The 16,483-nt window shown below is 45.4% G+C and carries 9 protein-coding genes, 2 tRNA genes and 3 rRNA genes; 6 read left to right on the top strand and 8 right to left on the bottom strand.

Annotated elements, in window-relative coordinates; genetic code table 11:
* Positions 1 to 3: 3 nt before the first annotated feature.
* Genes MHI41_RS01020 through MHI41_RS01000 form a run of 5 tightly spaced genes read left to right on the top strand, consistent with a single transcriptional unit; the run spans position 4 to position 6,809 of the window.
* Entirely contained in the window at positions 4 to 873 is an 870-nt protein-coding gene (locus MHI41_RS01020) for a MurR/RpiR family transcriptional regulator (protein WP_007498558.1), read from the top strand.
* Positions 870 to 2,249, top strand: a complete 1,380-nt coding sequence (locus MHI41_RS01015) for a PTS transporter subunit EIIC (protein WP_008344031.1) — start codon at positions 870 to 872, stop codon at positions 2,247 to 2,249. The genes MHI41_RS01020 and MHI41_RS01015 overlap by 4 nt, the downstream gene beginning before the upstream one ends.
* A gap of 12 nt (positions 2,250 to 2,261) precedes the next feature.
* Entirely contained in the window at positions 2,262 to 3,617 is a 1,356-nt protein-coding gene (pbp4b, locus tag MHI41_RS01010) for a penicillin binding protein PBP4B (RefSeq protein WP_282834029.1), read from the top strand.
* 13 nt (positions 3,618 to 3,630) lie between these two features.
* On the top strand, positions 3,631 to 5,550 hold the full coding sequence (locus tag MHI41_RS01005; protein ID WP_206114152.1) for a glycoside hydrolase family 3 protein: 1,920 nt from the start codon (positions 3,631 to 3,633) through the stop codon (positions 5,548 to 5,550).
* A gap of 11 nt (positions 5,551 to 5,561) precedes the next feature.
* A complete protein-coding gene (locus tag MHI41_RS01000) occupies positions 5,562 to 6,809 on the top strand; it encodes a DUF1343 domain-containing protein (RefSeq protein ID WP_007498566.1) in 1,248 nt (415 codons plus the stop codon).
* Positions 6,810 to 6,848: 39 nt separating this feature from the next.
* On the opposite strand, the gene MHI41_RS00995 is transcribed toward MHI41_RS01000, so the two are convergent.
* From MHI41_RS00995 to MHI41_RS00965, 7 genes are all read right to left on the bottom strand, one after another.
* Complete coding sequence (locus MHI41_RS00995; protein WP_265582773.1) at positions 6,849 to 7,814, bottom strand: bile acid:sodium symporter family protein; 966 nt, start codon at positions 7,812 to 7,814, stop codon at positions 6,849 to 6,851.
* Between the two features lie 60 nt (positions 7,815 to 7,874).
* The gene (locus tag MHI41_RS00990) at positions 7,875 to 9,314 is read right to left on the bottom strand and encodes a SulP family inorganic anion transporter (RefSeq protein ID WP_165378686.1); all 1,440 of its coding nucleotides are present in this window, start codon (positions 9,312 to 9,314) and stop codon (positions 7,875 to 7,877) included.
* A gap of 365 nt (positions 9,315 to 9,679) precedes the next feature.
* A tRNA-Thr gene (locus MHI41_RS00985) sits at positions 9,680 to 9,752 on the bottom strand.
* A gap of 1 nt (position 9,753) precedes the next feature.
* A tRNA-Asn gene (locus tag MHI41_RS00980) sits at positions 9,754 to 9,828 on the bottom strand.
* Positions 9,829 to 9,871: 43 nt separating this feature from the next.
* Positions 9,872 to 9,987, bottom strand: a 5S ribosomal RNA gene (gene rrf / locus MHI41_RS00975).
* A gap of 61 nt (positions 9,988 to 10,048) precedes the next feature.
* Positions 10,049 to 12,979 (bottom strand): 23S ribosomal RNA (locus MHI41_RS00970).
* Positions 12,980 to 13,161: 182 nt separating this feature from the next.
* Positions 13,162 to 14,710, bottom strand: a 16S ribosomal RNA gene (locus MHI41_RS00965).
* Together the 16S, 23S and 5S rRNA genes with 2 tRNA genes alongside form the textbook arrangement of a ribosomal RNA operon.
* Positions 14,711 to 15,085: 375 nt before the next feature.
* On the opposite strand from MHI41_RS00965, the gene pdaB reads away from it, so the two are divergent.
* Positions 15,086 to 15,850, top strand: coding sequence for a polysaccharide deacetylase family sporulation protein PdaB (pdaB, locus tag MHI41_RS00960; protein ID WP_017366469.1), 765 nt, complete (start codon positions 15,086 to 15,088; stop codon positions 15,848 to 15,850).
* On the opposite strand, the gene MHI41_RS00955 is transcribed toward pdaB, so the two are convergent.
* Positions 15,843 to 16,445: a KinB-signaling pathway activation protein gene (locus tag MHI41_RS00955; RefSeq protein WP_008345196.1), complete on the bottom strand. Its 603-nt coding sequence runs from the start codon at positions 16,443 to 16,445 to the stop codon at positions 15,843 to 15,845. The two genes, pdaB and MHI41_RS00955, sit on opposite strands and share 8 nt — an antisense overlap.
* Positions 16,446 to 16,483: the final 38 nt, after the last annotated feature.

The raw sequence follows: 16,483 nt of genomic DNA, 5'->3' as shown, positions 1-16,483 counted from the left end.
CTCATGTCAGCAGGCGGACTCACCCTACTACACACAATGAAATCAAAGCTTCCCCAATCTGAAAAAATCATTGCAGACTATATCCTTGCCCATCCTGACAAAGTCATTAAAAGCACAGTGCATGAAATCAGTCAGGCTGCCGGTGCAAGCAGCTCTGCCGTCATCCGTCTCTGTAAGTCTCTCGGGCTGGATGGCTATCACGATTTGAAAATGCGGATCGCTGGAGACTTAATGCACACTGATAAACAAGGCTACCGGGATATCGAACAAGATGAACCACTTCAATCCATTATTCAAAAGACAGCAGGAAACACCATTCAATCGATCAAAGATACAGCCTCTATTTTAAATGTAGAAGCTTTAGAAAAAGCTGTGCAACTGCTGCTGAATGCAAACCAAATCCATTTTATCGGTGTGGGTGCATCTGGCATCGTCGCAGCTGATGCCCAGCAGAAATTTCTCAGAATCAATTATGCAGCCACTGCCTTCACTGACATGCACATCGCATCTACGGTCATCGCAAATGCTGGAAAGAATGACATTGTGTTCGGTATATCCTTCTCAGGAGAAACATTAGACATCATCCAAGCCCTTCAGCTCGCCAAAGAAAATGAAGTAAAAACCATTGCTTTAACGCATCCAGGGCATACAAGCGTTTCTGCATTGTGTGATGTCCATCTATCAACGTCCGGTTCCAATGAAGCACCTTTTCGCAGTGCTGCCACTTCCTCTAGAATGGCACAGCTCTATTTAATCGATGTCTTGTTCCTCAGTTTAGCCTCCCGTCAATATGAACAGACAGCACAATATATTGACAAAACAAGGCATGCCATCCGCTCCATGAAACGAAAAACAAAGGGGGATTCAACATGAGTCATCAAAAAAAATATCAGCAGTTGGCGAAAGAAATCCTTTCACTCTGTGGTGGTTCTGAAAACATCTCTTCCCACACACATTGTATGACACGTCTCCGAATTACACCCATTGATCGTGAAAAAGTGCAAACCACCGCGATCAAAGAACTCGATGGTGTCATTGGCGTCGTCGAAGCGGAAACACTGCAAATCATTTTAGGCACAGGTGTTGTCAACCAAGTATCAAGTGCGTTTGAACAGCTGCTCAATGCCTCAGGTTCATATGACTTAAACAACGAAGCACAGAAAAACAAACAAGCCATTTCACAAAAGAACCGCACACCATTCAAGCTGTTCTTACGGCGGATCGCCAGCATTTTCATTCCCATTATTCCAGCACTCGTTGCATCGGGTCTTATAACGGGTATTACAAAAGCGGTCGTGCAAGCAGGCTGGCTCGATGAAAAATCTCAAGCTGCGATTATCCTAACCGTTATAGGCTCAGGCTTGTTTGCTTATCTCGGTATATTAGTAGGAACAAACGCCGCAAAAGAATTTGGTGGCTCTCCTGCATTAGGCGCATTAGCAGGTATTCTCATCATTAACCCAGCTGCCGCTGATATTATGTTATTTGGCACTAATATTCTACCAGGCAGAGGCGGACTTATCGGTGTTCTTCTTGCAGCTATTTTTATGGCACTTGTTGAAACCCGGATCAGACGCTTCGTCCCGCAATCACTCGATATCATCGTCACACCAACCATCACACTACTCATTACAGGCATTTTCACGTACGTTATCTTCATGCCAGTCGGCGGATTTATATCTGATGCCATCACCTCTGGACTTACTTATCTATTAAACATTGGCGGTATTTTTGCCGGATTTGTTCTTGGTGCGACCTTCCTTCCTCTTGTTGTAACTGGACTTCACCAAGGCCTAACACCTATTCATATGGAACTGATTAATTCAATTGGAGATGACCCGCTTCTGCCAATCCTCGCTATGGGAGGCGCAGGACAGGTCGGTGCTGCCTTTGCCATTTATATGAAAACAAAAAAGAAAAAGCTGAAAAGAGCCATTGCAGGCGGACTTCCTTCAGGAATGCTTGGAATTGGAGAACCGCTCATTTTCGGTGTCACACTCCCGCTCGGAAGACCCTTCCTCACTGCTTGTCTCGGCGCTGGAATCGGCGGAGCATTTCAAGCCTATTTCCAAATCGCCACTAAAGCAATCGGGGTATCAGGTCTCCCATTAACCTTTATCGTTCACACACATCAAATGCTACTTTACTTAATAGGACTCTTTATTGCATATGTCGCTGGATTTATCTTCACATACTTATTTGGATTTCATGATGATATGGCTGTTGAATTCGAGGAAAATAAACAATAGGAGGTCTAGCTCTTGAAGAAATATTTTCTCATCATCACAAGTCTGTTCATGCTCCTTGGGTTACCAGTACAAACATTTGCAACTAGCTCCCATCCTGTATCGTCTTTGTCTAAAACAGCACCTGAAGAATATCCCGTCTTAAAAAAAGCAAAACGACCGGAACAAGTAGGTTTTTCTTCTAGGCAGCTTAGGAAGGTTGATCACATGATTCAAAACGATATCAAAGCAGGATTTCCAGGGGCAGCACTCATCATTATCAAGGATGGTCAGATCGTCCATCAAAAAGCCTATGGCTACAGACAAAAATATAAAGAGACAACCGAACTCAAATTCTATAAGAAAATGAAAAAGAACACACTGTTCGATTTGGCATCCAATACAAAAATGTATGCCACCAACTATGCCCTGCAAAAGCTAGTATATGAACAAAAACTAGATGTAAATGAAAAAATACAAACCATCCTGCCTGACTTTCAAGATGAACCAGATGCAAAGGTAACCGGCAAAGATCAGCTTCGAGTCAAGGATCTTCTCACCCATTCTGCCGGACTTCCTTCCAGTGTTTTATTTTATAGCAAAGAGCAAGCGGGCTCTTTTTTCTCCCAAGATAGACAAACAACCATGAAATGGCTGCCAAAGGTGCCCCTGCAATACAAGCCAGGCACTCAGCATATTTATAGTGATATTGATTACATGCTGTTAGGCATGATCATCGAGAAAAAAACCGGTATGCCACTTGACCAATATGTAGAGTCGACGATTTATCGACCGCTTGGTCTCAAACATACCATGTTCAATCCGCTGAAAAAGGGATTCAAGCCAAAGCATTTTGCAGCAACCGAGCGTCTAGGCAATACAAGAGATGGTGTCATTGATTTTGAAAACATTCGCAGGTATACCTTGCTAGGTGAAGTCCACGATGAGAAAGCCTATTACTCAATGGCAGGTGTCTCCGGACATGCCGGACTTTTCTCTAATACATCAGATATGGCCGTACTGCTTCAGCTGATGCTCAATAAAGGAGGCTATGGGAAAACAACCATCTTTGACCAAGCTTCTATCGATCTCTTTACGGAATCATCAGACACGAACCCAACTTACGGGCTAGGCTGGCGGAAAAACGGCAATACTGACATGGAATGGATGTTTGGGAAGTACGCAAGTAAAGAAGCGTATGGACACACAGGCTGGACCGGAACGATGACACTGATTGATCCAAAACACAATCTAGGCGTCGTCTTGCTAACAAATAAAAAACATTCACCCGTCGTTTCACCTGAAGTCAACCCAAATCAATTTGAAGGTGACCTTTTCCCAACTGGTACTTATGGAAGCATCATGACCGCAATCTACGAATCTTTTAAGTAAAAGGAGGAATTCGATGTTAAAAGCTCTGTTCCCCGCTGCACTCGTTTTGGCCCTGCTCACCTCTTCCATTCCAACGGAAAAGGTGAGCTCCGCCCCTCTCCCAACTGCCAAACAAATGGTTCAGGACATGTCCTTGGATGAAAAAATTGGCCAAATGCTCATGCCAGACTTTCGCAATTGGCAAGCAGAAGGTGAATCCGCTCCTACAGGCTTCACAAAAATGAATAAAGAAGTCTCTCACCTTGTAGAGAAATATCATTTAGGCGGTGTCATCTTATTTGCAGAAAATGTCGTTGATACGAAACAAACCGTCAAACTCACACATGAATTTCAACAAGCATCACCCAACATCCCTTTACTCATTTCCATTGATCAAGAAGGCGGAATCGTCACAAGACTACAAAAGGGAACACATTTCCCAGGAAATATGTCGATTGGTGCCTCTAGAAGTAAAAAAAATGCATATGACACAGGAAAAATCATCGGCAAAGAATTAAACGCTCTAGGTATCAATACAAATTTCTCTCCTGTTCTTGATGTAAATAATAACCCGAATAACCCCGTCATTGGTGTCCGTTCCTTTAGCTCTGACCCTGCACTAGTCACGCGACTTGGTCTTCAAACCATGAAAGGACTTCAAAAGGAGAAGACTATTTCGACACTCAAGCATTTCCCGGGACATGGTGATACAGCTGTTGATAGTCACTACGGTCTTCCGCTTGTAGAACATGATCTAGATCGTCTTAAAAAGGTGGAGCTGTATCCATTTCAACAAGCAATCAACGCAGGGGCAGATATGGTCATGACCGCTCATGTTCAATTCCCAGCCATTGATGACACAACGTATAAAAGTAAAAAAGATGGCGAGGACATTATGGTTCCAGCAACCTTATCAAAAAAAGTCATCACAAACTTATTAAAAGAAGACATGGGCTTTCAAGGAGTGGTTGTAACAGACGCCCTCAATATGAAAGCGATTGCAGATAACTTTGGACAGGAAGAAGCTGTGGTAATGGCTATTAAAGCAGGCGTCGACATTGCCCTCATGCCAGCACCTGTCACGTCCTTAAAGACAGAAAAAAACCTAGAGAATGTGTTCAATGCTTTAAAAAGAGCAGTTCTCACAAAAGAAATTCCGATATCTCAGATCAATCAATCTGTCGAAAAAATCCTTCAATTAAAGATTAAACGTGGCATCATTTCCGCCAACAAATCAGTAAGCCTTGAGAAGAAAATCAAAAAAGCCACTCAGCTCGTTGGTCAAAAGTCGCACCGAAAAGCAGAACAAAAAATGGCACGTGAAGGAATCACTCTACTTAAAAACAACGACAAAACCTTGCCTTTTAAGCCTAAAAAGAATGACAAAATCTTGCTCATGGCACCGTACGAAGATCAAACAAAAGCAATGTCCGTCACAATTGAATCACTAAACAAACAAAAAAAGATCAAACCTGTGCGTGTCCAATCGTACGCATTTGCAGATAAGAGTTTCTCAAAAGAAACAGCCAAACTCATTCAAGATGCTGACTATGTCATTACCGGCTCTTACGTTGTCCAAAATGACCCAGCTGTGAATGATGGCGTCATTGATGACGGTGTACAGGATCCGAAAAAATGGGCAACGGCCTTTCCTCGTGCTGTCATGAAAGAAGCAGCAGCACAAAACAAAAAATTGGTCATCATGAGTCTCCGAAACCCATATGATGCTGCAAATTTCGAGGAAGCCGACGCCTTACTGGCTGTTTACGGTTTTAAAGGGTACTCAAACGGACAATTCAATCAACCAAATATTCCTGCGGGACTAGAAGTGATTTTTGGAGCTGCCTCACCTAAAGGGAAATTGCCCGTCGCTATCCCATCAGTCACTCATCCTAATCAAACCCTTTACCCATTTGGCTATGGACTCAATTTAAAAGGAAAACAGATCAAATAGGAGGGATTCTCTTGAAAAAGACAGCAAGCTTGATACTCGCTAGCATTCTCATGATCAGCACATTGACCGCCGCCTCCCCCGCAGATTCAGAACGAACAGATACAAAAGGAAAAAAAGCAACAGTCAAAACAGGTATCGAAACATTACTCTCAAGTAACCTCTCTTGGCTTAAAGGGAAAAAAGTAGGGCTTATTACGAATCCTACAGGCATTGATGCAAACATGAAAAGCAGTGTCGATCTGCTATTTGAACACCCCGATATCAAACTGACTGCCTTGTATGGGCCTGAACATGGCGTCCGTGGTGATGCACAAGCAGGAGAAGGCGTCGAATCGTATACCGACGAAAAAACGGGCCTGCCTGTTTACTCTCTTTATGGAAAAACAAGAAAGCCAACTCCTGAAATGCTCAAAAATGTAGATGTCCTGCTATTTGATATTCAAGACGTTGGTACTCGTTATTACACCTATATTTACACGATGGCGTATGCAATGGAAGCAGCTAAGGAAAACAATATTCCATTTGTTGTCTTAGATCGTCCAAACCCAATAGGCGGGCTAAAAGTAGAAGGACCTGTATTAGAACCAGAACACGCCTCATTTGTAGGTCTCTATCCCATCCCATTAAGACATGGGATGACAACTGGAGAACTTGCATACATGTTTAACAAAGAGTTTCATATCAACGCTGATGTAAAAGTGATCAAAATGAAACATTGGAAACGATCCATGACGTTCGATGACACGAAGCTGCCGTTCGTCCTCCCTTCACCTAACATGCCGACCGTTGATAGTACCTTTGTCTACCCAGCAACAGGATTAATCGAAGGCACAAACGTTTCTGAAGGCAGAGGAACGACAAAACCGTTCGAACTCATTGGCGCTCCATATATCAATAGCAATGAGCTAGCAGATCATTTAAATGGGTTAAAACTAAAAGGCGTTCAATTTAGACCTGTCTCATTTACCCCTACCTTTTCAAAACATGCCGGGACTTTGTCTCACGGGGTACAGCTTTATGTCACAGACCGAAAATCATTCGAAGCAGTCAAAACAGGTCTATCCATTATCAAAGCAATACACGACTTGTATCCTAATGACTTTCAATTCCTACAAACAGGCAGCTTTGATAAACTCATCGGGAATAGCTGGATCAAAGAAGAAATCAATAAAGGCACTTCCATCAAACACATCATGAAACAATACCACCATGACCTGAAAACATTCGAAAAGAAACGGAAAAAATATCTCATCTATTAATCGTAAAAAAAGCCTCCACCTTAAAGGATGGAGGCTTTTTCATGATAAAGACTTAATCACAGCAGGTTCTTTCAGCTCAAAACGATTAAGTAAAAAGCCAAACAAGGCTGCAAGTACTTGCTGAAACAGCATGCCAATCACGACAGGGACAGCAACAGCAGGCGGGAAAAAGCTAATGGCAAGCACCGCACCCGCGCTAATGTTCCGCATACCGCCCGTATACACAATCGCCACAATTTCTCCTTGAGTACATTTCATCGCCTTCCCAATGAACCACGCAAAAGCATATCCACTCATTGCAATGAAAAACACAATGGCTGCTTTACTAAAAAACGCACCATCCAGTTCACGTAAATAGGGAGCAACAACAGAACTATTGATCGAGACCACAACAAACAAGCCTATTTTTGAAAAAGGAGACAAGGTCTGACTGATCTTTTTCGTTACCGCTGGCTTTGCATATTGATGTACGAGCATCCCTAATATAGATGGAAGCACCACCATACCAAACAGCCCCTTCATGATGGCCGCCATGTCCATATGGACCTGTGAACCGACGAGAAGTGACAGACTGGCAGGTACAATAAATGGCGACAGCAGTGTATCAATTAAAATAATGGATAACGTTAATCCCACATTCCCTTTATACATCGCTGCCCATATTAAACTAGAAACGCCTGTTGGGATCACCATGGCAAGTGTCAAACCGGTGATCGTCATGGAGTCACCCGCAAAGATCAAATGTCCCGATGTCCAAGCATAAAGAGGCATCAGCACATGCAAAATCAAAAACGTTAAAATCAAAGGCAATGGATGCATCACCGTATGCTTTAAAGCTGAAAAGGTAGCAGACAGACTTCCTGCAAATGTCATCACAGCAAACACCCATGGCACCAAAAAGGTCAAATCTTTTAAATACGCCGCCAATAATACACCAAGTAGCACGCTGACAGGCGTAATGAGCGGCATCATCCGGCCGAGCACCTGATTCAAACGGACAAGCATGCCGGCCACCTCCATCCTTCACTTTCTTCCTTGTTTTATTGTAACAAAAAGAAAAGTCTTTTAAGATCCAATCACTTGTTTCATAAGCTTTTGACTAGACGTATCCATTCCAACTACGTCCACCTCTACACCAGCTATACGATATTTTTCCTTCACACGTTCAATCGCGGCCACACCTGATTCGTCCCATATACGCGCTTCAGACAAATCAATGACAACAGCTTGGAGATCTTTTTTCTGATCGAACGCTTGGATGAAATCAGTCACAGAAGCAAAGAAAATTTGGCCTTTTATTCGATAAATCCAAGTCCCTGCTTGGCTTTCTGTAGACGTAATATGAAGCTTCGATATTTTTGCTACAAAGAATACCGCACTAAGAAGAACACCTGCAAATACACCCTTGGATAAATCATGAGTGAACACCACCGTCACGACCGTGACAATCATGACAATAGAATCTGTTTTTGGGTTCTTTTTTAGCTGCTGGAATGAACCCCAATCAAAGGTACCAATAGAAACCATGATCATGACAGCCACAAGAGCAGCCATTGGAATTTGAACGACTACATCACCCAAAACAAAAATCAATACCATTAAAAATGCACCAGCAACAAAGGTAGAAAGCCTGCCTCGTCCCCCTGCCTTTGTATTAATCACAGATTGACCAATCATCGCACAGCCAGCCATACCGCCAAAAAATCCTGCCACCACATTGGCAATTCCTTGGCCTCTCGCTTCCTTATTTTTACGACTAGACGTTTCCGTCATATCATCTACAATCTGTGCTGTTAATAAAGATTCAAGTAAACCAACCATCGCAAGTGCTAAGGAATAAGGAAAAATGATAGCAAGTGTTTCCCAGTTAAACGGTACATTTGGGATAAGAAAAACTGGCAAAGAGCTAGGCAGCTCTCCCATGTCTCCAACCGTTCTGACATCAATATGCCCAAATACAGCAATCATCGTCATCACAATAATCGCAATGAGTGGAGAGGGAACAACTTTGATGACCATCGGTAATACATAAATGATGAACAAAGCGCCACCTGTCATGATATACATAGCCATGGATTCCCCAACGAAATGCGGCAGCTGTGCCATGAAGATCATAATTGCCAACGCATTGACAAAACCAACCATCACAGACCTCGGAATAAATTTCATCAGACGAGAAACACGACACATTCCAAACACAATTTGAATCAGGCCTGTTAAAATCGTAGCCGCAAACAAATACTGCAATCCATGATCTGCAATCAAATTGACCATAACCAGCGCCATAGCACCAGTAGCGGCAGAGATCATACCTGGCCGTCCACCAACAAACGAAATCACAATCGCAATACAAAACGAAGCATACAAACCGACCTTAGGATCAACGCCCGCAATAATCGAAAACGCAATCGCTTCAGGAATTAAAGCCAGAGCCACTAAAATACCCGCCAGCACATCCTGACGTACATATCCAAACCATTCTTGCTTTACAAATAAATCTTTCAAACCATCTACTCCTTTTTATATACATACCGTACAAGGAAAAAGAAGGCGAATAAAACCCGGAGATACAGAAAGGAAAAAACAATAACCATTCAATTTCGGGGAAAAAGAGGAACGTACAGAGTCTTTTGTAAGAGAGGAAGTCATCACTTTAGTAAGGATAAAAGAAATACGCCGAAGAATCAAGAACAAATAGAAGGAGTATGTAGAAAGCTAAGGCAAAGCTTCCATCAAAATCGCTCGATTCATTTTCTAGTTTAATAAGCCGAACCAAGATCAATAAACGTTAAATATATATTTTAAAACAAACAAAAAAAGCCTTCTCATCAACGAGAAACCTTAACATTTACCATTATCATATAGAGGAAAGCTTCCAAGCGGGCTCGAACCGCTGACCTCTTCCTTACCATGGAAGTGCTCTACCTACTGAGCTATGGAAGCATGGCTCCGCAGGTAGGACTCGAACCTACGACCGATCGGTTAACAGCCGATAGCTCTACCACTGAGCTACTGCGGAATGGATAAAGTAACTTCTTCCATTGGAAGGATATAAACAAAAAGCTTGGCGGCGTCCTACTCTCACAGGGGGAAACCCCCAACTACCATCGGCGCTGAAGAGCTTAACTTCCGTGTTCGGTATGGGAACGGGTGTGACCTCTTCGCTATCGCCACCAAACCTGATGGAGAGAATGTTCTCTCAAAACTAGATAACAATGTTCATTTTTCACATTAGAATATAGGTTAAGTCCTCGATCTATTAGTATCTGTCAGCTCCACGTGTCACCACGCTTCCACCTCAGACCTATCAACCTGATCATCTTTCAGGGATCTTACTTCCTTGCGGAATGGGAAATCTCATCTTGAGGGGGGCTTCATGCTTAGATGCTTTCAGCACTTATCCCGTCCGCACATAGCTACCCAGCGATGCCCTTGGCAGAACAACTGGTACACCAGCGGTGCGTCCATCCCGGTCCTCTCGTACTAAGGACAGCTCCTCTCAAATTTCCTGCGCCCGCGACGGATAGGGACCGAACTGTCTCACGACGTTCTGAACCCAGCTCGCGTACCGCTTTAATGGGCGAACAGCCCAACCCTTGGGACCGACTACAGCCCCAGGATGCGATGAGCCGACATCGAGGTGCCAAACCTCCCCGTCGATGTGGACTCTTGGGGGAGATAAGCCTGTTATCCCCGGGGTAGCTTTTATCCGTTGAGCGATGGCCCTTCCATGCGGAACCACCGGATCACTAAGCCCGACTTTCGTCCCTGCTCGACTTGTAGGTCTCGCAGTCAAGCTCCCTTGTGCCTTTACACTCTGCGAATGATTTCCAACCATTCTGAGGGAACCTTTGGGCGCCTCCGTTACATTTTAGGAGGCGACCGCCCCAGTCAAACTGCCCACCTGACACTGTCTCCCTGCCCGATAAGGGCAGCGGGTTAGAAGGTCAATACAGCCAGGGTAGTATCCCACCGATGCCTCCACCGAAGCTAGCGCTCCGGTTTCCAAGGCTCCTACCTATCCTGTACAAGCTGTACCAACATTCAATATCAGGCTGCAGTAAAGCTCCACGGGGTCTTTCCGTCCTGTCGCGGGTAACCTGCATCTTCACAGGTACTATAATTTCACCGAGTCTCTCGTTGAGACAGTGCCCAGATCGTTGCGCCTTTCGTGCGGGTCGGAACTTACCCGACAAGGAATTTCGCTACCTTAGGACCGTTATAGTTACGGCCGCCGTTTACTGGGGCTTCAATTCGCACCTTCGCTTACGCTAAGCGCTCCTCTTAACCTTCCAGCACCGGGCAGGCGTCAGCCCCTATACTTCGCCTTACGGCTTCGCAGAGACCTGTGTTTTTGCTAAACAGTCGCCTGGGCCTATTCACTGCGGCTTCTCGGGGCTTTAACACCCTAAGAAGCACCCCTTCTCCCGAAGTTACGGGGTCATTTTGCCGAGTTCCTTAACGAGAGTTCTCTCGATCACCTTAGGATTCTCTCCTCGCCTACCTGTGTCGGTTTGCGGTACGGGCACCTCTCACCTCGCTAGAGGCTTTTCTTGGCAGTGTGGAATCAGGAACTTCGCTACTAAATTTCGCTCGCCATCACAGCTCAGCCTTCACGGGAAACGGATTTGCCTATTTCCCAGCCTAACTGCTTGGACGCGGATATCCAATACCGCGCTTACCCTATCCTCCTGCGTCCCCCCATTGCTCAAATGGTGAGGAGGTGGTACAGGAATATCAACCTGTTGTCCATCGCCTACGCCTTTCGGCCTCGGCTTAGGTCCCGACTAACCCTGAGCGGACGAGCCTTCCTCAGGAAACCTTAGGCATTCGGTGGACGGGATTCTCACCCGTCTTTCGCTACTCATACCGGCATTCTCACTTCTAAGCGCTCCACCAGTCCTTCCGGTCTGACTTCACTGCACTTAGAACGCTCTCCTACCACTGTTCGTAAGAACAGTCCGCAGCTTCGGTGATACGTTTAGCCCCGGTACATTTTCGGCGCAGAGTCACTCGACCAGTGAGCTATTACGCACTCTTTAAATGGTGGCTGCTTCTAAGCCAACATCCTGGTTGTCTAAGCAACTCCACATCCTTTTCCACTTAACGTATACTTTGGGACCTTAGCTGGCGGTCTGGGCTGTTTCCCTTTCGACTACGGATCTTATCACTCGCAGTCTGACTCCCAAGGATAAGTCATCGGCATTCGGAGTTTGACTGAATTCGGTAACCCGGTAGGGGCCCCTAGTCCAATCAGTGCTCTACCTCCGAGACTCTTACCTTGAGGCTAGCCCTAAAGCTATTTCGGAGAGAACCAGCTATCTCCAGGTTCGATTGGCATTTCACCCCTACCCACACCTCATCCCCGCACTTTTCAACGTGCGTGGGTTCGGGCCTCCATTCAGTGTTACCTGAACTTCACCCTGGACATGGGTAGATCACCTGGTTTCGGGTCTACGACCACGTACTCATGCGCCCTATTCAGACTCGCTTTCGCTGCGGCTCCGCATCTTCTGCTTAACCTTGCACGGGATCGTAACTCGCCGGTTCATTCTACAAAAGGCACGCCATCACCCGTTAACGGGCTCTGACTACTTGTAGGCACACGGTTTCAGGATCTATTTCACTCCCCTTCCGGGGTGCTTTTCACCTTTCCCTCACGGTACTGGTTCACTATCGGTCACTAGGGAGTATTTAGCCTTGGGAGATGGTCCTCCCGGATTCCGACGGAATTTCACGTGTTCCGCCGTACTCAGGATCCACTCTGGAGAGAACAACATTTCAGTTACAGGGCTGTTACCTTCTTTGGCGGGCCTTTCCAGACCTCTTCGCTTATATCGTTCCTTTGTAACTCCGTATAGAGTGTCCTACAACCCCAAGAGGCAAGCCTCTTGGTTTGGGCTGTTCCCGTTTCGCTCGCCGCTACTCAGGGAATCGCATTTGCTTTCTCTTCCTCCGGGTACTTAGATGTTTCAGTTCCCCGGGTATGCCTTCTCATACTCTATGTATTCAAGTATGGATACTACTCCATTACGAGCAGTGGGTTTCCCCATTCGGAAATCTCCGGATCAAAGCTTGCTTACAGCTCCCCGAAGCATATCGGTGTTCGTCCCGTCCTTCATCGGCTCCTAGTGCCAAGGCATCCACCGTGCGCCCTTTCTAACTTAACCATTTCTTACTTTAGAAAGAATCACTATGTGTGATGAACTTTGCATTGCATTCAATGTGAATGTATTACTTATTGTTATCTAGTTTTCAAAGAACAATCCTGTCTCGCTAGAGACATGTTTGAAGGAATGATCCTTCAAAACTAAACAAGACGAAAAACGTACGCTGCTCCATATATCCTTAGAAAGGAGGTGATCCAGCCGCACCTTCCGATACGGCTACCTTGTTACGACTTCACCCCAATCATCTGCCCCACCTTCGGCGGCTGGCTCCATAAAGGTTACCTCACCGACTTCGGGTGTTGCAAACTCTCGTGGTGTGACGGGCGGTGTGTACAAGGCCCGGGAACGTATTCACCGCGGCATGCTGATCCGCGATTACTAGCGATTCCAGCTTCACGCAGTCGAGTTGCAGACTGCGATCCGAACTGAGAACAGATTTGTGGGATTGGCTAAACCTTGCGGTCTCGCAGCCCTTTGTTCTGTCCATTGTAGCACGTGTGTAGCCCAGGTCATAAGGGGCATGATGATTTGACGTCATCCCCACCTTCCTCCGGTTTGTCACCGGCAGTCACCTTAGAGTGCCCAACTAAATGCTGGCAACTAAGATCAAGGGTTGCGCTCGTTGCGGGACTTAACCCAACATCTCACGACACGAGCTGACGACAACCATGCACCACCTGTCACTCTGTCCCCGAAGGGAAAGCCCTATCTCTAGGGTTGTCAGAGGATGTCAAGACCTGGTAAGGTTCTTCGCGTTGCTTCGAATTAAACCACATGCTCCACCGCTTGTGCGGGCCCCCGTCAATTCCTTTGAGTTTCAGTCTTGCGACCGTACTCCCCAGGCGGAGTGCTTAATGCGTTAGCTGCAGCACTAAGGGGCGGAAACCCCCTAACACTTAGCACTCATCGTTTACGGCGTGGACTACCAGGGTATCTAATCCTGTTCGCTCCCCACGCTTTCGCTCCTCAGCGTCAGTTACAGACCAGAGAGTCGCCTTCGCCACTGGTGTTCCTCCACATCTCTACGCATTTCACCGCTACACGTGGAATTCCACTCTCCTCTTCTGCACTCAAGTTTCCCAGTTTCCAATGACCCTCCCCGGTTGAGCCGGGGGCTTTCACATCAGACTTAAGAAACCGCCTGCGAGCCCTTTACGCCCAATAATTCCGGACAACGCTTGCCACCTACGTATTACCGCGGCTGCTGGCACGTAGTTAGCCGTGGCTTTCTGGTTAGGTACCGTCAAGGTGCAAGCAGTTACTCTTGCACTTGTTCTTCCCTAACAACAGAGCTTTACGATCCGAAAACCTTCATCACTCACGCGGCGTTGCTCCGTCAGACTTTCGTCCATTGCGGAAGATTCCCTACTGCTGCCTCCCGTAGGAGTCTGGGCCGTGTCTCAGTCCCAGTGTGGCCGATCACCCTCTCAGGTCGGCTACGCATCGTCGCCTTGGTGAGCCGTTACCTCACCAACTAGCTAATGCGCCGCGGGTCCATCTGTAAGTGACAGCCGAAACCGTCTTTCATCCTTGAACCATGCGGTTCAAGGAACTATCCGGTATTAGCTCCGGTTTCCCGGAGTTATCCCAGTCTTACAGGCAGGTTACCCACGTGTTACTCACCCGTCCGCCGCTAACATCCGGGAGCAAGCTCCCTTCTGTCCGCTCGACTTGCATGTATTAGGCACGCCGCCAGCGTTCGTCCTGAGCCAGGATCAAACTCTCCGAAAAAGTACAAAACCGAAGTTTTGTTTTTCGCCAGTTTGACTGACTACCTATGATGTATCATAGGATTTTTTTATAAAAACTCGAATTAACAGGTACGTTTTGTCTTGTTTAGTTTTCAAAGATCATCTTCGCCGTTCTTAGCGGCTTTAATAATATAACATTTCGCTTCATCTTATGTCAACAACTTTTTTCAAGTTTATTTCCCGAAGCGTTTGTGTTTGTCACTGTGTGTCAGCGACGATTAATAATATATCACGAAAACATTCTGTTGGTCAACGCCTTTTCAGAACTTTTTTTAAAATAGTTTTATCGTGCATGTCAAACCCTTGTCCTGCATACAATCAAGTAACAATCTTGGACAAGGCAGGAGTGTTTGAATTGAGTCGATTATATGTGTTGCCTATTAAACGGCTGAAGCAAGTAGTCATTATTCTTGTAGCAGCCCTTGCAGCTGCAACCTTTTTTTATGTACAAAAGGCACCGCCGCTGTCGGTATTTAAAACAGAACAAGGACCCCGAGCGATTTATAAAGGAGAGACCTCATCAAAACATGCATCCCTTACGTTTAATATTGGCTGGGGAGACGAGAAGGCTGTTCCTATTTTAAATGTCCTCCGAGAGTACGATATAAAGAACGCCACTTTCTTTCTGTCTGCTTCTTGGGCTGAGCGTCACCCGGATATTGTGAAAAGGATTAAAGAGGATGGCCATCAAATTGGCAGCCTTGGCTATGCATATAAAAATTATAGCCAGCTGGAAGAAAACGAAATTAAGCGAGATCTTGTCCGTGCACAAAATACATTCCAAAAGCTTGGACTGGAAGACATTCAATTATTAAGACCGCCAACTGGGCAATTTAATGAAACGGTATTGAAAATTGCAACACAGTATGGCTATACCGTTGTACATTACAGCATCAATTCTCAAGATTGGCTGAACCCGGGCGTCGACCAGATTGTTCACAATGTAAATGATCGAATGAAAAGCGGAGACATCATTCTCCTTCACGCCTCAGATTCAGCCACCCAAACCGCTCAAGCCTTACCAGCTATTTTAAAACACTTAAAAGATAAGAATTTAAGAAACGTCACGGTTGGCGAACTTATCTCTAATACAAAAACAAAGTCAACTGAGGTTAAGTAGCTTTTGCTTTTGAAAACCGCGGCATAGCTAATAACTGAAACGCATTACAACCTAATAGCGGGAATAGCATTAAATACAGCCAGTCCTCTTCATTGACTCTAAGCGCCGGAAACCATTCTAACGACGTAATGACGACCATGAGAAACATTGCAGAAATAAATGTTTTCTTAGAGGACTGCTGCTGTTTAAAATAAGACACGATCAATGCAAACACACCGATAAAAACAGGCAGCCACAAGTATGGAAGAAATGATTCATTCTCCCCGAAAAACAAAAACCGCAAATAAGCTAAATCAAACAGCACGAAAATCACAAGGAATAACTGAATGGTATTCCATAAAGAATGCGACCTGAAAATCTCCAGCGCAAACCGGTGCACTGTCAAAAAGACAACAAACCCCATCTGACTGATTACACTAAAGATCATCCCCACACCAATAAACCAAAATAACACAGACGCAATCTCTAAAATCTCAAACGATACAAACAGCTTCTGATATTTCCCCCACTCCAGCGCAAAACCTACCACGCTTGTAATGACCGCTCCAACAGCCAGCACAGAGAAGAAAAAACGAACTAAATCCCGACTTTTCATTGAATTGACCCAACCCCTATTTTTGTTATGTATAAATT

The sequence above is a fragment of the Bacillus sp. FSL M7-0307 genome, assembly GCF_038627835.1.
Lineage (GTDB): Bacteria > Bacillota > Bacilli > Bacillales > Bacillaceae > Bacillus > Bacillus altitudinis.
Note: the sequence above shows the minus strand (reverse complement) of the source record. Positions and strands in the feature narration are given on the sequence as shown.